Here is a 20,093-nt window from a genome sequence, read left to right on the forward strand (position 1 = left end):
TGGCATCGCAGGGTAGCTAAGTGTGGAAGAGATAACCGCTGAAAGCATCTAAGCGGGAAACTCGTTTCAAGATGAGATCTGCCGGGGCCTTGAGCCCCCTGAAGGGTCGTTGTAGACCACGACGTTGATAGGCTGGGTGTGGAAGCGCAGTAATGCGTTAAGCTAACCAGTACTAATTGCCCGTGCGGCTTGACCCTATAACTTTGGGTAAGCCTGGAAAAATGAAAGACAGAACGCAAGTTCTAGTTATGCCGAAAAGGCGCAATCGAAAAGCTGATTGAAGACTCTATGANTTCGTTAGATTGAAGGTGGGCAAGATTAAGAAGTTAATCAAGGCGCTATCAATCTGACAAAAAGTTTATGCCTGATGACCATAGCAAGTTGGTACCACTCCTTCCCATCCCGAACAGGACAGTGAAACGACTTTGCGCCGATGATAGTGCGGGTTCCCGTGTGAAAGTAGGTCATCGTCAGGCTCTTACAGTGAAAACCCCGTAGTCGAAAGATTACGGGGTTTTTTATTTGATCAATCGGTATTCTTGATATTGCTTGCGCAGTAGCGGACAGGGAAAGGATGAGCATGCAGCTGCAGGACATGTTGTATTCACAGGGCTTTGGCATTCGCCGCGTGTGCTCCGGCTTGGTGCAGCAAGGCTGGGTGGAGCTATGGAACCCGCAGACTTCTGACTGGGAGAAGGTCCTGGATTCCACCCAGCAGGTGGATCCCGAAGGTCTGCGCTTCAGGGTGCAAGGCGTGGAGTGGGAGTATCACGAGCTGGGTTATGTGCTGCTGAACAAGCCTGCCGGCACCGAGTGCTCGCAAAAGCCATCAGCCTATCCCAGCATCTATACCTTGCTGCCGGCTCCGCTGCGTCAACGACCCAACAAAGGGGCGGTGCAAGGTGTTCAAGCGGTGGGGCGCCTGGATCAGGATACGACCGGTATGTTGCTGCTCAGCGACGATGGCCAGTTCATCCACCGCATGTCGTCGCCCAAAAAGCATGTCTCCAAGGTTTACCGGGTGACTTGCAAGCATCCGGTGGATGCCAAGCAGATACAGCGGCTGCTGGATGGTGTCGTGCTTGATGATGATCCCAAGCCCGTCAAGGCAGCGGCCTGCGAGCAGGTGGACAGCCATGTGCTGGATCTGACCCTGACCGAGGGCAAGTATCACCAGGTCAAGCGCATGATTGCGGCCGTGAGCAATCGGGTCGAAGGTCTGCATCGCAGAAGAATCGGTGGCCTGGAGTTGCCCGCAGAGCTGGAGCCAGGCCAATGGCGCTGGCTGACGGCGGATGAGCTGGAATTGTTCAAGCCGAGCAAGTAAGGCAGAGAATCATAAAAAGCCTGCTGGCTTGCGCCAGCAGGCTTTTTGATTGGGGGCTCGGGAAATCAGTGTCGCTGCGCAGGGAGCATGGACGTCTGCTGGAGCTTGCCCGAGGCTTGCAGCGCAGCGCCGGGCAGGAATTCGATGCCGGTGCGGCGCACCAGCTCCGCGTAGCTGATGGGCTCGGTGACGCGGGCCGCATCATCATTGGCCTGCCAGTGCGCCCAGGCACGCTGGCTCTGAGCGTCGTAGACCAGCTTGTAGAGAAAGCTGGGCACACGCACCTGGTTGTGGCCGACGGAGGCGGCGCCGGCATCAAAGACCGGGCCGGTGATGATGTAGACATCGCCCTGAGCGCGTTGTGCATAGCTGCGCGTGTCTTTTTCGATGCGGGCCCAGGGGCCGCCGTTTTGCTTGATGGACTGGGGCACCATATTGGCCAGCGAGAAGCTCTGGGCCATGGCCTGTGCGGTCGGCATGTCGCCAGCGGGAGCCATGTGGCCGCGTGAGTAGCCGGAGCGCTTGTAGTCGTCCAGTTCGGCGCGTTCATCGCGGGGCAGGCGGGCGTCGCTGTAGAACTTGTTGGTGCGCTTTTCGTCGGCATCGGCGACCAGGGCCTTGTTCAGACGTTGAGCAACGAAGACGGGGGTCTTGCTCTGGCCGCTATGCAGCACGGCAAACGCGTCATAGCACAGCGCACGCAGCTTGGGTTGATCGCTGAGCACGGGAGCTTTGCCATTGGCAAAGAACTGCGGGCATTGCTCAAAGCCCTGGGTGCTGCGCGTGGGATTCTTGACCTGGATGAGCGGCGCGGGGCCGATTGCTGCCGAGGGCGCGGGCATCCGGGCGGAGCATGCCGCGCTGCTGATGGCCAGCATTGCGATGCCGACATGGCGCAGCCATCGGGGGGGTCGTGAGGAGAAAGAGGAGAGCGGTGCTGAGAAAGCGGAAGACATGCGCGAAGAAGGCCGAGGGAGATGAAAAGAGTGCCAGCAGCCCAGGCGCAAGAGCGAGTCTGGCCGTCATCGAGGAGGATTGATTGCTACTTGAATAAGAGCTGCTTGCGCAGGCTTTGAAAGCTTTTCAAGGTAAAAGTTTCCTGAAAAGCTTTGTAATAAAGCGCTAAGTGCTCATATTTTATGAGGGCTGGACCTTGCCACAGTCCTGACCCTGCTTACGTCGCCAAGCTTCGGATCCCCGAGGGCGGCGTTCCATGCATGAGCAGGATCTGCAGCGCGGCTTGGGTTTGCAGATGCAGCTGCTTGAGCGCCTCATCTTTCTGGGGCGGCAAAATGTACTGGCCCTGTGCGTTCCTGGCATAGGGCTTGCCCAGAATGTCGGCCATATCGATCTGGTAGTAGCTGCGGTCGCCATATGGCCGCTTGCCGTCGATATAGGGCAAGGGCCAGATCGCCTGGCCGTCTTCCTCCTCGGCCAAAACATAAGGCAGGTCATCGGTACCGACTTCTCGCCACAGGGCGGCATGCAGCAGCGTCAGGTGTTCGGGACGAAAGTCGAAGCTGCTGTCTGGCGCCTGACCTGAGAAGTCGGGCGGCAAGGCATAGCGACCGGGCGCCAAGGTGGCGTTTGCCACAAACTCCGGCAGCCAAAGGCAGACCTCGGCCAGGAGCCGGGTGGCCATAGCAGGATCGTGACTGCGCAGCACCTGCTGGGCTGTGTCGAGGGTGGACAGATCGCCGCCAAAGGGCTGCACGGGATCGAAGCCGGGTGCTCCCGACTCTACGGGGATCCACTGCACCTGCAGCAGGCGTATCAGCTGCAGATGCTGGGCGCTCAGTGGCGGCAGCGCCTGGCTGAAGACGGTCTGGATCACGGATCGACGTTCGGTACTGCCCGGACGCTTGCGCAGCCACGACCAGCTCAAAGCACCGGTTGCCGCAACTGCCAGGGTGGAGAGTGTGGAGATCAGCAGCCTGCGCTTCATGGGCGAAGGCTTTCAGTCATCGATGGAAGCGCTCCAGCGGTCGCCCCAGCCGCTGCTGCGTTGCACGCGGTCGATATCCCGGCGGTCACGCTTGGTGGGGCGGCCGGTGTGCTGGGCCGCCAGTGTCGCCGCAGGCTCGGGGGCCAGACGGCGCTGCTCGGCCAGCTGTTCTCGCTGGGCAATGCTTTGCGCTGTTTCCTCGTACAGCTGTTGGGCCACGGGGGCCGGGCCGCGCATGCCGCTCAGCCCGCGTACGATGACTTCCCTGGGAATATTGCCCTGGCGCAGGTGGATGTGGTCGCCCGGGCGGATTTCACGCGAGGCCTTGGCATTGGCGTTGTTGACCGTGACCCGGCCTTTGCCGATTTCCTCCACAGCCAGGCTGCGGGTCTTGTAGAACCGCGCGCACCACAGCCATTTGTCCAGACGCATGGATTCAGTTTCGCTCATGTCGGTATTTTGCGGCGTGAAGGGATGGCGATTCAAGTCAGAGCAGTATCCATGTCCTGGGCATCGCCATTGTGCAGGGGCAGCTGAATCAGCGCCTGCAGGCCACGCACGCGGCCGAGTCCATCGTGCAGATTGCGCAGCTCGATCTGGCCGCCCAGGGTTTGCACGATCTCCTGGCAGATGGCCAGGCCCAGACCAGAGCCGCTGCGCGCGTTGCCCGCCGAAAAAGGCTGGAACAGCCGCTGGGCCAGTTCATCGTCGATGCCGCTGCCGCTGTCTTCGATACTCAGCTGCGCCATGCCGCCGTGCGCGCGCACATCGACCTGCAGACTCCCGTGCCTGGGTGTGTGGCGTATGGCGTTGTGCAGCAGGTTGCGGGTCAGCTCGCGCAGCATCCATTCATGGGCGGCCACGCAGCAGGCCTGGGTTTCGATGCCGAAGTCCATGTCGTGATCGGCAATCAGCGGCGATAGCTCCAGTGCCACGTCGCGCACGATATCGTCGAGCTGGGCGAGCATGGCGCTGCTCTGGCTGCTGTCTTCCTGGCGCAGCTGCTCGACCTTGGCCAGGGCCAGCATCTGGTTGGCAACGCGGGTGGCGCGGTCCACCGTGTCGTCGATCTCGGCAAAGGCCTGGGCCGGTGGAATATCGCCGCGCTTGGCCGACTGCACCTGAACCTTGAGCACGGCCAGCGGCGTGCGCAACTGGTGCGAGGCGTCGCGCACAAAGCGCTTCTGGTTGCTCAGCAGTCCTTGCAGGCGCTGCATGGTCTGGTTGGTGGCCTCCAGCAGGGGCTGGACTTCGCGCGGCATCTCGGGTGCAGCCAGCGGACTCAGATCTCCCTGGGCACGGCCCTGGAGGTCTTGGCTGAGCTGGCGTATGGGCTGGGTGGCGCGCTGTACCACGATGATGACGATCAGGGCGACGACCAGCACCAGCAGGGCCTGACGAATCAGGGTGTCACGCAGAATCTGCAAGGCCAGGGATTCGCGCAGCTCCAGGGTTTCGGCCACCTGGATCACGGCCATGCCGCGGCCGTCGGCACTGGCAACCGGCTGCAGCAGCACGGCCACGCGCACGGGGTGGCCGCGAAACTCGTCGTCGTAGAAGTCCACCAGCGCCGCATAGGGCGGACGCTGCGGAATCCTGCCGTTCCAGACAGGCAGCTCCGCAAAGCCCGAGATCAGCTGTCCGTCCAGCGTGGAGACGCGGTAGAACATGCGGCTCTGGTTGTCGGCCTCGAAGATTTCCAGCGCCGAATAGGGGACGATGGCGCGCAGCTGCGCGTGCTCGTCGTATCCGGTGACGCCGATCTGCTCGCTGATGCTCTTGGCAGAGGCCAGCAGGGTTCTGTCATAAGCCGTGTGCAGCGATGCCAGCGTCTGCTGATACAGGCTCCAGGCATTGAGGGCAATCAGCAGCAGTACGGGCAGCAGGATGCCGGTGAGCAGCAGGCGCCTCAGCGACCAGGCTGTCTTCGGTCGCGTCCTTGCCGGTCTGGCTGTCATGCCGCCGCCTCGGCTTTGACCAGATAGCCCAGACCGCGCAGGGTGACCAGCTGCACGCCGGTGCCGCCCAGCTTTTTGCGCAGGCGGTAGGCCACGACTTCCACGGCCTCGTACTGCACATCGACCTCGCCGGGGAAGACCAGGCTGAACAGCCTCTCCTTGGTGACCGCATGGCCGGGGCGCGCCAGCAGCGCATGCATCATGGACAGCTCGCGCGGGGTCAGCTCCAGGACCTTGTCGTCGAGATAGATCGCGCCGCTTTCCTTCTCATAGCGCAATGCGCCCAGGACGATGGCCTCGGAGCCTGATCGGGGTGTAAAGCTATCCTGGCTGCGGCGCAGCAGGGCGCGCAGGCGTGCTTCCAGCTCGTCGAGGTCAAAGGGCTTGGCCAGATAGTCGTCGGCGCCGGCATTCAGGCCCATGACGCGGTCGCCCACGGTGCCGCGCGCGGTCAGGATCAGCACCGGCGTGCGCAGGCCCAGGGCGCGGGCGCGCTCCAGCACCTGCAGGCCGTCGAGACCGGGCAGGCTCAGGTCCAGCACCACGGCATCGGGTTCGCGGGTCTGCCAATGGGCCAGGGCGCTGGGGCCGTCGGCCGCCACATCCACATTCAGGCCGCGACGCATCAGGGTGCGCTGCAGCGTGGTGCGCATGGCGGAGTCATCTTCAACAAGCAGTAATTGCATGTTGCCGAACATAGCACTGCGCTGCGAATGCGCAGACAAGTCGTGAAACTACCAGGGCTGCTTAAGGGATAGCCCTAGGTAATTGGACAGCTATTTGACAGGCACGCTGTCCATGATTGCACCCACTAACTACATAAGGAGTACATCATGCGTCGTGATACGTTTCTGAAGTCTCTGGCAGCCCTGGCGGCAGCCGGTGCTTTGCCCCTGTCGGCCCAGGCCGCGGCGGCCATCAAGATGATGCTGCCCGCCAACCCGGGTGGCGGCTGGGACACGACAGGCCGTGCCCTGGGCAAGGCCTTGCAGGACGCAGGTGTGGCTTCTTCCGTCACTTATGACAACAAGGGCGGTGCTGCCGGTGCCATCGGCCTGGCCCAGTTCGTCAACGGCAGCAAGGGTGATCCCAATGCCATGATGGTCATGGGCGCCGTCATGCTGGGCGGCATCATTACCGGCAAGCCTCCCGTCAATCTGAGCCAGGCCACGCCTCTGGCGCGCCTGACCAGCGAATACAACGTGTTTGTGCTGCCCGCCAACTCGCCGTTCAAGAACATGGCGGAAGTGGTGGCCCAGCTTAAGAAGGATCCCGGCTCCGTCAAGTGGGGCGGTGGCTCGCGCGGCTCCACCGAGCACATTGCTGCAGCCATGATCGCCCGTGAAGTGGGCGTGGACCCCGCCAAGATCAACTACGTGGCTTTCCGTGGGGGCGGCGAGGCCATCTCCGCCATCCTGGGCGGCAACGTCACCGTGGGCGGCAGCGGCTTCAGCGAGTTCGCCGAATACATCGCGACCGGCAAGATGAAGCCCATCGGCGTGACCTCGGCCCAGCGCCTCAAGGGTGCGGCGTCCAGCGTTCCCACGCTCAAGGAGCAGGGCATCAACGTGGAAATCGGCAACTGGCGCGGTGTGTATGGCGCTCCCGGCATCTCCAAGGCCCAGCGCGACGAGCTGGTCGCCCAGATCGAAAAAGCCACCAAGAGCAAGGCCTGGGCCGAAGCGCTGCAGAAGAACGACTGGACACCTGCCTGGCTGGGTGGCGATGCCTTTGGCAAGTTCGTGGACGACGAGTTCGCCAGCCTGCGCGCCACGATGGCCAAGTCCGGCATGATCTGACGATCGCCTGGCCGCTGCGTTCTGCAGCGGCCTTTAGAGCGTGTTCATGATCTCCTCACGCCGCGACAGAGGCTTTGCGGGATGGGATGCTAGGCGCGATACCGCAGCGATAGCTCCGCTATTGCGAGGATTCGCAACGCCGCAGACCGCCCGCAAAGACACTGTCCCGAAGGGTTGGAGCGAAATCGGACGATTTCTGTGTGCTGTCTCTTGCTTGCACACCGGTGCAAGCGGTGAGCCATCACTTCGAACTCATCCCGATTGCGCTTCAACGCGGCTGCGTAGAGATCGTGAACACGCTCTTGGGACATGGCACAGGGCTGGCGACTTCAGCCCTGATCGCGTTGTGTCCTGCTGTTTCTCCCCCGCACTGATTGATGGCCTGCCCCTGACGGCGCAAGCCAGGGTTTGTGCAACCCCATGATGCCGTGGGAGCTGTCGCAAGGCGGCTCTGGCGGGTTCCGAAAACCACTGAAATCACACACATTCATCATGTCTGATTCCTTCCAAGATCTGGCCCGGGCAGCGGAGGCCGCACAGGTTTCGGCCTATGCAGACCCCGACGAGCCGCAGAGCCCCAACGTACCGTCCAAGAAAGCGCAAACCATTGTCGGTGCGGGCGTGCTGCTGGTCGCTGCGGGACTGGCCTTTGGCGCACTGCAAATTCCTTCGGACTCCGGCTACGGCGGCGTCGGCCCCAATTTCCTGCCCTGGGTCTGCGCAGTGGTGCTGGGTATCTGCGGTGCCTTGCTGATCTGGGAAGCACGCAGCGGTGGTTTTCGCCATGCGGCCGACCCGGGCGGCCAGCCCAAGGCCGACATCCTGCCCTTTGCCTGGGTCTCGGCAGGTCTGCTGGTGAATGCGGCCCTGATCAGTACCCTGGGCTTTATTTTTAGCTGCACCATCTGCTATGTGCTGGCCGTGCAGGGCCTGCGCCGAGCCGCACATCAATCGCAGGCGTCCGCACCCGGCACCTGGGTCAAGGATGTGATCACGGGGCTGCTGATTGCGGCACCGGTGTTCTGGATGTTTACCAAGTTCCTGGCCATCAATCTGCCTGGTCTGACTGAAACGGGGTGGCTGTAATGGATATCTTCAATGCTTTGATGGCTGGCTTTGCCACGGCCATCACGCCCGCCAATCTGCTGTGGGCTCTGGTGGGCTGTGCCCTGGGTACGGCTGTGGGCGTGCTGCCCGGTATCGGCCCGGCCGTGGCCGTGGCCATGCTGCTGCCCATCACCGCCAAGGTGGATGTGACGGCATCCATGATCTTTTTCGCCGGCATCTACTACGGTGCCATGTACGGTGGCTCGACCACCTCGATTCTGCTGAACACGCCCGGCGAGACGGCATCCATGGTCACGGCCATGGAAGGCAACAAGATGGCCAAGAGCGGCCGAGCCGGGGCGGCGCTGGCAACTGCCGCGATCGGCTCGTTTTTCGCGGGTACCTTTGCCACCGTGGTGGTGACCCTGTTCGCTCCCTATGTGGCCGACTTCGCCGTGAAGCTGGGCCCGCCGGAGTACTTCATGCTCATGGTGCTGGCCTTCACCACCGTGAGTGCCGTGCTGGGCCAGAGCACGCTGCGCGGCATGACGGCGCTGTTTGTCGGTCTGGCTGCGGGTTGCATCGGCATGGACCAGATCTCCGGTGCGGCGCGCTATACCGGCGGCAAGATGGAGCTGCTGGATGGCATCGATATCGTGCTGGTGGCCGTGGGTCTGTTTGCCGTGGCCGAAGTGCTGTATGCCGCCATGTATGAAGGCAAGGTCGAGGAATCCCAGAACAAGCTGACGCGTGTGCACATGACCAAGCGCGACTGGAAGCGTTCCTGGCCCGCCTGGATGCGCGGCACGCTGCTGGGCACACCGTTCGGCTGCATTCCTGCCGGCGGTACCGAGATCCCGACCTTCCTGAGCTACGCGACCGAAAAGAAGCTGGCCAAGGGCGAAGACAAGGCCGAGTTCGGCGGCAAGGGCGCCATCGAAGGCGTGGCCGGTCCGGAAGCCGCCAACAATGCGACCGTGACCGCGGCTCTGATTCCGCTGCTGACTCTGGGCATTCCCACCAGCAACACCACGGCCGTGCTGCTGGGCGCTTTCCAGAACTACGGCATCAACCCCGGTCCCCAGCTGTTTACCAGCTCTGCGGCCCTGGTCTGGGCGCTGATCGCCTCGCTGTACATCGGCAACGTGATGCTGCTGGTGCTCAACCTGCCCATGGTGGGCCTGTGGGTCAAACTGTTGAAGATTCCACGTCCCCAGCTGTATGCAGGCATCTTGATCTTCGCGACCGTCGGTGCCTACGGCATGCGCCAGAGCGCCTTCGATCTGTTCCTGCTCTACGGCATCGGCGTGCTGGGCGTGATCATGCGCCGCTTCGACTTCCCCACCGCACCCGTGGTGGTGGGCATGATCCTCGGCCCCCTGGCCGAAGCCCAGATGCGCAATGCCGTCTCGATCGGCGAGGGCAGCTGGTGGATCTTCCTGCAGCGTCCCATGTCGCTGACACTGATCATCATCGTGCTGGCCGTGCTGATCATTCCCCGCGTGCTCAAGCGCCTGTCGCAGGCCAAGCATGCCCGGGAGGCAAGCACCGCCTGAGTCCGCTTTCCTAGCCTGCTGCGGGTGCTTCACGCATGGAGCCCGTTGCATTCACATCCCCTGTCCGGTGAGTCGGACAGGGGATTTTTTTATGGAAGCAGGCTCAGTTCATGGGCGTGGATGCGTTGTCCGCTCAGGCATGGGGGCGCCGGGAGCGCGGCTACAGGTCTGTGCTGATGGTTGGGCTTCAATGTCGCTCTACCATGACGCGATGGAAATGAGCCAATTGCTACCCCACGATTTCGCTTGCGAGCTACCCGAAGATGCCGACGGCATCTATGCCCTGGCGGCACGGTCCATGTTTCAGCTGTTCTCTTCAATGAGCCAGGGCATGTTTCTGGTCGACAGAAGCGGGCGCATCGTCTGGGTCAACAAAGGCTACGAGCGCTTTTTGCCGCGCCTGGGCGTGGCCGGTGTGGGCGACTTTCTCGGGCATATGGTGGAGGAGGTCATCCCCAACACCCAGATGCGGGGCGTGCTGGAGACCGGCAAGCCGGTCCTGATCGATCTGCTGACCAATAGCGCCGGAACCTTTGTCGTCAGCCGCCTGCCGCTGCATGACGATGAAGGAGGCGTGATCGGTGCCATCGGCATTGTGCTGTTCGATCAGCCAGAGACGACCTTGCAGCCGCTGATCAGCAAGTTCGCGATGCTGCAGCGCGATCTCGATGAGGCGAGGCGCGAGCTGGCTGCCCAGCGCAGCCGCAGCTTGCAGGCGTCCGTGCAAGGGTCGCGCCGCAGCAAATACAGCTTTGCCAGCTTTGTGGGCAGCAGCCCGGCCGCGGTCGAGGTCAAGCGCCAGGCGCGGCGGGCGGCCCAGTCCATGAGCCCGGTGCTGCTGCTGGGCGAGACCGGTACCGGCAAGGAGGTGCTGGCCCATGCCATCCATGCCGCATCGGCGCGGTCTGCCGGTCCTTTTGTGAGCGTCAATATCGCGGCCATTCCCGAAACGCTGCTGGAGGCCGAATTCTTTGGTGTGGCACCGGGCGCATTTACCGGAGCCGACCGCAAGACTCGCGACGGCAAGTTCAAGCTCGCCGATGGCGGCACCCTGTTTCTCGACGAGATCGGCGATATGCCCGCCAGCCTGCAGGCCAAGCTGCTGCGGGCCTTGCAGGAAGGCGAGATCGAGCCGCTGGGCTCCAACCAGATCGTGCATTTCGATGTGCGCGTGGTGGCCGCCACTTCTCGCGATCTGCTGCAGATGGTGCGCGACGGGCGCTTCCGCGAAGACCTGTTCTACCGGCTGCATGTGCTGCCCGTACGCGTGCCGCCGCTGCGCGAGCGCAGCAGCGATATCCCGGCCCTGGTGGAAATGCTCTGTGAGGACCTGGCACTGCGCAACGACATGGTTCCACCGGAGCTGGGCAAGGGCGCACTGGAGCTGCTGGTCGCGCAGGCCTGGCGCGGCAATATTCGCGAGCTGCGCAATGTGCTGGAGCAGGCCGCCATGCGCTGCGATGACTCGCACATCGATGCCGGCCTGCTGGCACAGGTGCTGCGTTCGTCCGGGGTCGAGCCTCAGGCTCCGCATCGGCCGCTCTTGGCTCAGGAGACCATGGCGGCGATGCCGGCGACGGGCGATCTGCTCAAGCCGCTTGCCGAGCAGATGGCCGATCTCGAAACCCGCGCCATACGGGCCGCGATGCAGGCCCATGGGGGCAACAAGCTGGCGGTGGCGAGGACGCTCGGCATATCGCGCGCCAAGCTGTACGACAGGCTCGAGAAGCTGAATTTCTGAGTCATGCTAGGGATTGCCCTTGGTGGGTAGGACTTGGTTTGTTTTTATAGTTATAAAAAATATCTAATTCAAGTCCGGAGACAGCATGGCATTGGTACAAGGGCAGGAATTGTGGAGGCCCACGCAGCAGCAGCAGGAGCAAAGCGGCCTGCGGCATTACATGAACTGGCTGCGCGACAGCCGTGGCCGTGACTTCTCCGACTATGAGGCGCTGTGGCAATGGTCGGCAACCGATATCGAAGGCTTCTGGCGCTCCATCTGGGACTACTTCGATATTCAGGCCGGTGGTGACCCGACGCAGGTGCTGGCCAGCCGCAAGATGCCCGGTGCCGAGTGGTTTCCCGGCACCCGGCTCAACTACGCCGAGCACATCTTCCGCCAGGCCAGCGATCAGCGTCCGGCCATCATTGCGCGCTGCGAGGGCCAGGCTCCGGTCGAGGTCTCCTGGCTGCAGTTGCAGCGCGATGTGGGCGCCCTGGCGGCAAGCCTGCGTGGCCTGGGCATAGGGCGTGGCGATCGCGTGGTGGCCTATCTGCCCAATGTGCCGCAGACCGTGGTGGCGTTTCTGGCCTGCGCCAGCATTGGCGCCATCTGGTCCAGCTGCGCGCCGGAGATGGGTGTTTCCGTGGTGCTGGACCGCTTCCAGCAGATCGCGCCCAAGCTGATTTTCGCGACCGACAGCTACACCTATGCCGGCAGGCAGTTCGATCGCCGTGAAGTGCTGGACGAAGTGCTCCAGGGTCTGCCCGATATCGCCCGGGTGATTCATGTGCCGGGGCCCTTGTTCGGCAGCGATGCCGAACATGCTGCCGTGCCCTGGCGTGACTGCATGAGCTGGGACGAGGCAACGCACCATGCCGCGCCGCTGCAGTTCGAGCGCCTGCCGTTCTCCCATCCGCTATGGGTGGTGTACTCCTCGGGTACCACCGGCCTGCCCAAGGCCATGGTGCACAGCCATGGCGGCATCGTGCTCACCCACCTCAAGACCAATCGCCTGCAGCACGATGTCTTGCCCGGCGACCGCTTCATGTTCCTGGGCAGCACGGGCTGGATTGTCTGGAATCTGATGATAGGCAGCCTGCTGGCCGGTGCGACCGTGGTCCTGTCCGATGGCAACCCGACGGCGCCCCATGATGATGCGCTCTGGGACTTCATCGACCAATACCAGGTCAGCATCTTTGGTTGCGGTGCGGCCTTCCTCACCAAGAGCATGAAGGATGGTGTCTCGCCGAAGAAGGGACGCCAGTTCGAGAAACTGCGCGCCATCAACTCCACGGGCTCGCCGCTGCCTCTCGATGCCTACGCCTGGGTCTATGAGAACGTCAAAGGCGATCTGTGGCTGGCCTCGATCAGCGGCGGCACGGATATCGCCTCGGGCTTTGTGGCTTGCGCTCCCATACTGCCCGTCAACGCGGGCGAGATTCAGTGCCGCGAACTCGGCGTGGCCGCCCATGCCTTCAACGAACAGGGCCAGAAGGTGATCGCCGAAGTCGGCGAGCTGGTGATTACCGAGCCGATGCCGTCCATGCCCGTGTTCTTCTGGAACGACGAGAGCGGGGCGCGCTACCACGACAGCTATTTCGATGTGTTTGCCGGCTACTGGCGTCATGGCGACTGGATCGAGTTCAGCGAGCGCGGCACGGCCGTGATCTACGGACGCTCGGACAGCACCATCAACCGCTTCGGCATACGCATGGGAACGGCGGAGATCTACCGTGTCGTCGAGGAGCTCGACGCCGTCAAGGACAGCCTGGTGGTCGACCTCGAATACCTGGGCCGACCTTCCTTCATGCCGCTGTTCGTGACTCTGGCCGAAGGCCAGGCATTGACGGACGAGCTGACCGCCCAGATCAAGAACGCCATTAAGACCAAGGCTTCGGCACGCCATGTGCCCAATGTGGTGGTACAAGTGGCCGAAATTCCGCGCACCCTCACCGGCAAGAAGATGGAGGTGCCTGTGCGCAAACTGCTGCTGGGCGCGGACGCCGCCAAGGTGGCCAGCCCCGATGCCATGGCCAATCCATCCAGCATTGATTTCTTCATTCAATTTCGAGAGCAGGTGCCGCAGGCGTGACAAGCGCTTGAGGCTGATTTGACTCAATACCCAAAGCAGACCCACCCATGAACCATCAAGATCTGATCGCCATCGACTTCCACACCCATGCGGAAGTCAGCTGCCGCAATCCCTTTGACAGCTATGGCGAGGAGTACGACCGCGCGGCCGACAAATACTTCGGCAGCTCGCTGCGCCCGACGATCGCCGAAACCATTGCCTATTACCGCGAGCGGAAGATCGGTCTGGTGATGTTCACGGTGGACAGCGAGGCGCAACTGGGTCGTCGCCGCATCCCCAACGAAGAGATTGCCGATGCTGCGCGCGAGAACAGCGACATGATGGTGGCATTTGCCAGCATCGACCCGCACAAGGGCAAGATGGGCGCGCGCGAGGCCGAGCGCCTGATCACCGAATGCGGCGTCAAGGGCTTCAAGTTCCATCCCACGGTGCAGGGCTTTCATCCCTACGACCGCATGGCCTGGCCCATCTACGAGGTCATCAACCACTACAAGCTGCCCGCCATCTTCCACACCGGCCACAGCGGCATCGGCAGCGGCATGAAGTGCGGCGGTGGCCTGCGTCTGGCCTATAGCAACCCCATGCTGCTGGACGATGTGGCCGTGGACTTCGGCGATATGCAGATCGTCATGGCCCATCCCAGCTTCCCCTGGCAGGACGAGGCGATCTCGGTGGCGCTGCACAAGCCCAATGTCTGGATCGATCTTTCGGGCTGGAGCCCCAAGTATTTCCCCAAGCAACTGGTGCAGTACGCCAACACCTTGCTCAAGGACCGTGTGCTGTTCGGCAGCGACTTCCCGCTGATCACACCGGAGCGCTGGATGAAGGACTTCGAGGTCGCCGGCTTCAAGCCCGAGGTCATGCCGGGCATCCTCAAGGACAACGCCGTGCGGTTGCTGGAATTCGACAAAAAGCGCGATGCAGCGTAAAGAACAAAAGGATCACCTCGGTGATCCTTTTTTCATGGCGCTTGAACCTTGGCCGAGGCCAAGCCTGAAGCAGTGTATGAGAAGCGTGCAGTGTCTTTTTTGAAGACAGTTTATGTCTGATTTTCAGGCATCAAGGGCGCGGACCATAACAGGGCTCAGAGGAAAACCAGACTGGCACGAAGACTGCTAACTGCACACCATACAAAGACAAGCGGAACCACCGCAAACACCGTCAAGGAGACAAACCATGCACAAGCGCAGCCTGCTGCAGTTCGCGGCTCTGGCCGCCATGGCCGCCCATGTTCCGGGGGCTCTGGCTCAATCCGAAATCCGCATCGCCCATGTCTACAGCAAGACCGGGCCGCTGGAGGCCTACGGCAAGCAGACGCAGGCCGGGCTGCTGATGGGACTGGAATACGCCACGGGCGGCAGCATGACGGTGGCAGGCAAGAAGCTGGTGCTCATCGAAAAGGATGACCAGGGCAAGCCCGACCTGGGCAAGAGCCTGCTGGCAGCAGCCTATTCGGACGACAAGGCCGATCTGGCGGTCGGCCCCAGCGCGTCGGGCGTGGCGCTGGCCATGCTGCCCGTGGCCGAGGAGTACAAGAAGATCCTGATCGTCGAGCCCGCCGTAGCCGACTCCATCACCGGCGACAAGTGGAACAAGTACATCTTCCGCACGGGCCGCAACTCCAGCCAGGATGCGATCAGCAATGCCGTGGCCATCGACAAGCCCGGAGTGACGATTGCGACACTGGCCCAGGACAATGCCTTCGGCCGCGACGGCGTCAAGGCCTTCAAGGAAGCGGTCAAGAAGGGCAAGCTGGTGCACGAGGAGTATCTGCCTGCGGCCACCACCGATTTCACGGCCGGCGCCCAGCGCCTGATCGACAGGCTCAAGGATGTTCCAGGCAAGAAGGTGATCTGGATTGTCTGGGCCGGTGCCGGCAATCCCTTCAAGATCGCGGACATGGACCTCAAGCGCTACGGCATCGAGATTGCCACGGGCGGCAACATTCTGCCGGCCATGGCGGCCTACAAGAATCTGCCGGGCATGGAGGGGGCCACCTACTATTACTTCGGCATTCCCAAGAACCCGGTGAACGAAGCCATGGTCTCCATGAGCTACAAGCAGTTCAAGGCTCCGCCGGACTTCTTCACGGCGGGCGGCTTCTCGGCCGCCATGGCCATCGTCACGGCACTCAAGAAGACCGGCGGCGACACCAAGACCAACGCCTTGATCAAGGCCATGGAAGGCATGAGCTTCGATACACCCAAGGGCGTCATGACCTTCCGCAAGGAAGATCACCAGGCCATGCAGAGCATGTACCACTTCAGGATCAAGAACGATCCGGCCATGGCCTGGGGCGTTCCCGAGCTGGTGCGCGAGATCAAGCCTGAGGAAATGAACGTTCCCGTGCGCAACCAGCGCTGATCCGGCCGGGAGATCCTCCCGCGCCCACCCGTCCTCTCAATTGATGAACCCTCGGGAACACGAGGGCTGGCATTGCTCATTCCTATTTCAACGATTCACGGAGACAAAGCATGCGAGTTCAATCCTGGAGAAGCGGTGTTGCCGCGCTGGCGCTATGGGGCGGCGTGAACCTGGCCGCGGGGGCGGCCGTGCCGCTGGGGCAATACAACATTGCTACCGACCAGATCAGCGTTTCGGGGCTGTCGTCGGGCGGCTTCATGGCCAATCAGCTGGGCAATGCCTATTCGGCAAGCTTTATGGGGGTGGGGATCTTCGCAGCAGGCCCGTACATGTGCGCCGGCCTGAACAATTACACGGCCTGCATGTACAACGCCAGCATCAGCAGCGCGCAGCTCAATGCCATGCAGTCCAGCATCGACAGTTACAGCAGCGCTGCCAGCATCGATGCCAAGAGCCGGATCGCGGCGCAGAAGATCTATATCTTCACGGGTACCAGCGACTACACGGTGGGCCCCAACCTCACCGATGCGCTGCAGACCCAGTATCTGAACAATGGCGTGCCGCAGGCCAATATCGCCTATGTCAAGCGCTCGGGGGCTGCCCATGTGCTGCCCACCGACTTCGACAGCAGCGGCAACAATGCCTGCAGCAGCAGCGCTTCGCCCTATATCAGCAATTGCGGCTATGACGGCGCCAAGGCCGCACTCACGCATTTCTATGGTGCGCTCAATCCGCGCAACGATGCTCCGGCCACCGGCAACTACATAGAGTTCAACCAGGCCAGCTATACCAATGCCAACCCCGGCATGGCCAGCACCGGCTGGCTCTATGTGCCGCAGAGCTGCGCCAGCGGCACGCAGTGCAGGCTGCATGTGGTGCTGCACGGCTGCCAGCAGAGCACGGACAAGATTGGCGACAAGTTCGTCAGGAACACGGGCTTCAGCCGCTGGGCGGATACCAACAACATCATCGTGCTGTATCCGCAGACCCAGGTGGACAACAACAACCGCAGCACGAGCAAGAGCGGTTCGCTGGCCAATCCCAATGCCTGCTGGGACTGGATAGGCTGGTATGGCAATAACTTTGCGCAGAAGAGCGGCGTGCAGATGACGGCCATCAAGGCCATGATCGACCGCATTGCATCCGGCGCGGGCTCTGGCACCGGTGGCGGCAACGGCGGAGGAAACCCGACCCAGCCAGCGCTGGTGGCTCCCACGGGGCTGGGCGCGTCGGCTGCCACCAGCACCAGCATGCAGCTGGACTGGGCTCCTGTGACCAGCGCGGCGGGCTACAACGTCTATCGCAACGGCAACAAGGCCAACGCGCTCCCGGTTTCTGCCACCAGCTATGTCGATGCGGCGCTGAGCCCTGCCACCAGCTACAGCTGGACGGTGCGGGCCGTGGACGGCAATGGCGCAGAAAGTGCCGACTCTGCCGCAGTGAGCGCTTCGACGCTGACCGGCAGCAATCCTGTGGGCACCTGCACCACGGCCAGCAATTACGCCCATGTACAGGCCAACCGCGCCTATCAGCAAGGCGGCTATGCCTATGCCAACGGCTCGGGCCAGAACATGGGCTTGTGGAATGTGTTCTACACCACCACGCTGAAGCAGACCGGCAGCAACTACTACGTGATCGGTACCTGCCCCTGAGCAGCGACCGCACGCATTCGAGAAGGAAAGATCCGCTTCCATGGGAATTCTGGCAACGCAAGATCTCACCATCCGCTTTGGGGGCCATGTGGCCGTGAACGCTGTGACCTGCTCGTTCGAGCCGGGCACGCTCACGGCCATCGTGGGCCCCAATGGGGCCGGGAAGACCACTTATTTCAACCTGATCTCGGGCCAGCTCAAGGCCAGCTCCGGCACGGTCACGCTGGGGGGGCGCGATCTGAGCGGCCTGCCCGCTTCGGCGCGTACGCGCGCCGGGCTGGGCAGGGCCTTTCAGCTCACGAATCTCTTTCCGAATCTGAGCGTGCAGGAGAACGTGCGGCTGGCGGTGCAGGCCAGCATGACGGGAGCGCATCGCCGCGGCTTGAACCTCTGGAGCATCTGGAGCGATCACCGGGCGGTCACGCAGCGTGCGCGACAAATCCTGGAGCGGGTCTCCATGTCCGAGCGTGCCGACACCGTCGTCGCCAGCCTGCCGCACGGCGACCAGCGCAAGCTGGAGGTGGCGCTGCTGATGGCGCTGGAGCCGCAGGTCTATATGTTTGACGAGCCCACGGCGGGCATGAGCCACGACGAGGCACCGGTGATCCTGGACCTGATACGCGAACTCAAAAAAGACCGCAGCAAGATCATCCTGCTGGTGGAGCACAAGATGGATGTGGTGCGTGAACTCGCCGATCGCATCATCGTGCTGACCAATGGACAGCTGGTGGCCGATGGCAAGCCTGCCGAGGTCATCGCCTCGCCCGTGGTGCAGCAGGCCTACCTCGGCAATGCCGTGAAGGAGGACGCATGAGCCAAGCATCCGCCCCTTTGCTGCAACTGTCCGGCGTCCATACCCATATAGGCGCCTATCACATATTGCATGGTGTAGACCTGATCGTGCCGCAGGGCGAGGTCACCATGCTGCTGGGCCGCAACGGTGCAGGCAAGACCACCACGCTGCGCACCATCATGGGCCTGTGGCAGGCCAGCCAGGGCAGCATCCGGTTTGCGCAGAAGGACATTGCCCAGCTGTCCACGCCGGCCATTGCACGCCTGAATATCGCCTATGTGCCCGAGAACATGGGCATCTTTGCCGATCTCACGGTCAAGGAAAACCTGTTGCTGGCGGCACGCGCCGCCGCCCATGCGGGCCAGATGGATGCCGCCCGGCTGGACTGGATATACCAGCTGTTCCCGGCCGTGCAGAAGTTCTGGAATGCGCCTGCGGGCAAGCTCAGCGGCGGGCAGAAGCAAATGGTGGCCGTGGCGCGCGCCATTGTCGAGCCGCGCGATCTGCTGATCGTCGACGAGCCCAGCAAGGGCCTGGCTCCCGCCATCATCAACAACATGATCGAGGCCTTTGCCCAGCTCAAGGCCGGCGGCGTGAGCATCTTGCTGGTGGAGCAGAACATCGACTTCGCCAAACGCCTGGGCGACGGCGTGGCCGTGATGGACAACGGCCGTGTCATCCACGCGGGCCGCATGGCCGATCTGGCGGCCGACGCGCAGCTGCAGCAGACACTGCTGGGGCTGTCCTTATGAAGGGAATCGCATCGGACATGCCATCCGTCTTTATGTCTCACTCGCAAGCCGCCATGGATCTGGCTGTGTTGGCGGGCAATCGGAGGGAGCCTGCATGAGCTTCAAGGATATGGATTACAAGCCGCTGTTGCTGGTGCCGCTGCTGGCGCTGGTGACGCTGCCGCTGGTGGGTTCGCCCAGCACCTGGCTGACGCTGACGGTTGCAGGTTTGGCCATGGGCATGATCGTCTTCATCATTGCTTCGGGTCTGACGCTGGTGTTCGGCCTCATGGATGTGCTGAACTTCGGGCATGGCGTGTTTATCGCGCTCGGCGCCTTTGTGGCCACCAGCGTGCTTGGCGTCATGGGCGACTGGACGGGCTCGGACCAGCTCTGGCGCAATCTGGCCGCTGTCTTTCCGGCCATGCTGGTGGCGATGCTGGTGGCCGGCGCCGTGGGCCTGGCGTTCGAGCGCTTCATCGTGCGTCCGGTCTATGGCCAGCATCTCAAGCAGATTCTCATCACCATGGGCGGCATGATCATCGGCGAGGAGCTGATCAAGGTCATCTGGGGCCCGCAGCAGATACCGCTGCCTCTGCCCGATGCCATGAAGGGTGCTTGGTTGCTGGGCGATGCGGCCGTGGAGAAGTACCGCGTGTTTGCCGTGCTGGTGGGCGCGCTGGTGTTTGCAGGGCTGGCCTGGACGCTGGCACGCACCAAGCTGGGCCTGCTGATCCGCGCCGGCGTGCAGGATCGAGAGATGGTCGAGGCGCTTGGCTACCGGGTGCGCAACCTTTTCATTGGCGTGTTTGTGGCCGGCTCGGCCCTGGCCGGGCTGGGCGGCGTGATGTGGGGGCTGTACCAGCAGAACGTGATTCCGCAGATGGGCGCCCAGGTCAATGTGCTGATCTTCATCGTCATCATCATTGGCGGGCTGGGCAGCACCGGTGGCGCTCTCATCGGAGCGCTGCTGGTGGGGCTGATGGCCAACTACACGGGCTTTCTCGTGCCCAAGGTGGCGCTGTTTTCCAATATCGCACTGATGGTCGCCATCCTGCTCTGGCGGCCCCAAGGTGTCTATCCGGTGGCGAACCGATGAGATCCCC

At 62.6% G+C, this 20,093-nt stretch carries 17 protein-coding genes and 2 rRNA genes; 14 read left to right on the forward strand and 5 right to left on the reverse strand.

All coding sequences use genetic code 11. The features are described 5' to 3' along the window. The 3 genes from DJFAAGMI_RS00005 to DJFAAGMI_RS00015 form a co-directional block, all read left to right on the forward strand. A 23S ribosomal RNA gene (locus DJFAAGMI_RS00005) occupies positions 1-197 on the forward strand; the annotation flags it as partial. A gap of 166 nt (positions 198-363) precedes the next feature. Continuing rightward, a 5S ribosomal RNA gene (rrf, locus tag DJFAAGMI_RS00010) occupies positions 364-476 on the forward strand. Between the two features lie 104 nt (positions 477-580). Then, on the forward strand, positions 581-1,327 hold the full coding sequence (locus DJFAAGMI_RS00015; protein ID WP_211455475.1) for a 16S rRNA pseudouridine(516) synthase: 747 nt from the start codon (positions 581-583) through the stop codon (positions 1,325-1,327). A gap of 65 nt (positions 1,328-1,392) precedes the next feature. Here the strand turns inward: DJFAAGMI_RS00015 and DJFAAGMI_RS00020 are convergent, their stop codons facing one another. The 5 genes from DJFAAGMI_RS00020 to DJFAAGMI_RS00040 all read right to left on the reverse strand — a co-directional run bounded on the left by DJFAAGMI_RS00020 (position 1,393) and on the right by DJFAAGMI_RS00040 (position 5,928). Further along, positions 1,393-2,205, reverse strand: a complete 813-nt coding sequence (locus DJFAAGMI_RS00020) for a DNA/RNA non-specific endonuclease (RefSeq protein ID WP_211455476.1) — start codon at positions 2,203-2,205, stop codon at positions 1,393-1,395. Positions 2,206-2,501: 296 nt separating this feature from the next. Further along, positions 2,502-3,272, reverse strand: coding sequence for a hypothetical protein (locus DJFAAGMI_RS00025; RefSeq protein WP_211455477.1), 771 nt, complete (start codon positions 3,270-3,272; stop codon positions 2,502-2,504). 12 nt (positions 3,273-3,284) lie between these two features. Further along, positions 3,285-3,722 carry an RNA-binding S4 domain-containing protein gene (locus tag DJFAAGMI_RS00030; protein WP_043376163.1) on the reverse strand — a complete coding sequence of 146 codons (438 nt, stop codon included), beginning with the start codon at positions 3,720-3,722 and terminating at the stop codon, positions 3,285-3,287. Between the two features lie 32 nt (positions 3,723-3,754). Further along, positions 3,755-5,230, reverse strand: a complete 1,476-nt coding sequence (locus DJFAAGMI_RS00035; RefSeq protein WP_211455478.1) for a sensor histidine kinase — start codon at positions 5,228-5,230, stop codon at positions 3,755-3,757. Beyond that, a complete protein-coding gene (locus tag DJFAAGMI_RS00040; protein WP_211455479.1) occupies positions 5,227-5,928 on the reverse strand; it encodes a response regulator in 702 nt (233 codons plus the stop codon). Before DJFAAGMI_RS00040 ends, DJFAAGMI_RS00035 begins: the two co-directional genes overlap by 4 nt. Before the next feature lie 135 nt (positions 5,929-6,063). Between DJFAAGMI_RS00040 and DJFAAGMI_RS00045 the strand changes: the two genes are divergently transcribed. The 11 genes from DJFAAGMI_RS00045 to DJFAAGMI_RS00095 all read left to right on the forward strand — a co-directional run bounded on the left by DJFAAGMI_RS00045 (position 6,064) and on the right by DJFAAGMI_RS00095 (position 20,086). Next, complete coding sequence (locus tag DJFAAGMI_RS00045) at positions 6,064-7,029, forward strand: Bug family tripartite tricarboxylate transporter substrate binding protein (RefSeq protein ID WP_003057571.1); 966 nt, start codon at positions 6,064-6,066, stop codon at positions 7,027-7,029. Between the two features lie 492 nt (positions 7,030-7,521). Then, positions 7,522-8,115 (forward strand): tripartite tricarboxylate transporter TctB family protein, encoded by a 594-nt coding sequence (locus DJFAAGMI_RS00050; protein WP_211455480.1) that lies wholly within the window; start codon positions 7,522-7,524, stop codon positions 8,113-8,115. After that, positions 8,115-9,632 carry a tripartite tricarboxylate transporter permease gene (locus tag DJFAAGMI_RS00055; RefSeq protein WP_003057567.1) on the forward strand — a complete coding sequence of 506 codons (1,518 nt, stop codon included), beginning with the start codon at positions 8,115-8,117 and terminating at the stop codon, positions 9,630-9,632. Before DJFAAGMI_RS00050 ends, DJFAAGMI_RS00055 begins: the two co-directional genes overlap by 1 nt. A gap of 217 nt (positions 9,633-9,849) precedes the next feature. Continuing rightward, positions 9,850-11,373 carry a sigma-54 interaction domain-containing protein gene (locus DJFAAGMI_RS00060; RefSeq protein WP_211455481.1) on the forward strand — a complete coding sequence of 508 codons (1,524 nt, stop codon included), beginning with the start codon at positions 9,850-9,852 and terminating at the stop codon, positions 11,371-11,373. 85 nt (positions 11,374-11,458) lie between these two features. Then, positions 11,459-13,447, forward strand: a complete 1,989-nt coding sequence (locus DJFAAGMI_RS00065; protein ID WP_211455482.1) for an acetoacetate--CoA ligase — start codon at positions 11,459-11,461, stop codon at positions 13,445-13,447. A gap of 47 nt (positions 13,448-13,494) precedes the next feature. Then, positions 13,495-14,376 (forward strand): 4-hydroxyphenyl-beta-ketoacyl-CoA hydrolase, encoded by an 882-nt coding sequence (locus DJFAAGMI_RS00070; RefSeq protein WP_003057560.1) that lies wholly within the window; start codon positions 13,495-13,497, stop codon positions 14,374-14,376. Positions 14,377-14,623: 247 nt separating this feature from the next. Next, positions 14,624-15,811 carry a substrate-binding domain-containing protein gene (locus tag DJFAAGMI_RS00075; RefSeq protein WP_043008572.1) on the forward strand — a complete coding sequence of 396 codons (1,188 nt, stop codon included), beginning with the start codon at positions 14,624-14,626 and terminating at the stop codon, positions 15,809-15,811. A 110-nt stretch (positions 15,812-15,921) separates the two neighbouring features. Further along, on the forward strand, positions 15,922-17,463 hold the full coding sequence (locus DJFAAGMI_RS00080; RefSeq protein WP_211455483.1) for an extracellular catalytic domain type 2 short-chain-length polyhydroxyalkanoate depolymerase: 1,542 nt from the start codon (positions 15,922-15,924) through the stop codon (positions 17,461-17,463). A gap of 40 nt (positions 17,464-17,503) precedes the next feature. Beyond that, entirely contained in the window at positions 17,504-18,277 is a 774-nt protein-coding gene (locus DJFAAGMI_RS00085) for an ABC transporter ATP-binding protein (RefSeq protein ID WP_043008568.1), read from the forward strand. After that, positions 18,274-19,008, forward strand: a complete 735-nt coding sequence (locus DJFAAGMI_RS00090) for an ABC transporter ATP-binding protein (RefSeq protein WP_211455484.1) — start codon at positions 18,274-18,276, stop codon at positions 19,006-19,008. Before DJFAAGMI_RS00085 ends, DJFAAGMI_RS00090 begins: the two co-directional genes overlap by 4 nt. 94 nt (positions 19,009-19,102) lie before the next feature. Continuing rightward, on the forward strand, positions 19,103-20,086 hold the full coding sequence (locus tag DJFAAGMI_RS00095) for a branched-chain amino acid ABC transporter permease (RefSeq protein ID WP_211455485.1): 984 nt from the start codon (positions 19,103-19,105) through the stop codon (positions 20,084-20,086). The last annotated feature ends 7 nt before the right edge of the window (positions 20,087-20,093 follow it).

Origin of the sequence: Comamonas brasiliensis, from assembly GCF_018292285.1 — a bacterium.
In the GTDB taxonomy this organism is placed as follows: Bacteria; Pseudomonadota; Gammaproteobacteria; order Burkholderiales; family Burkholderiaceae_C; genus Comamonas; species Comamonas brasiliensis.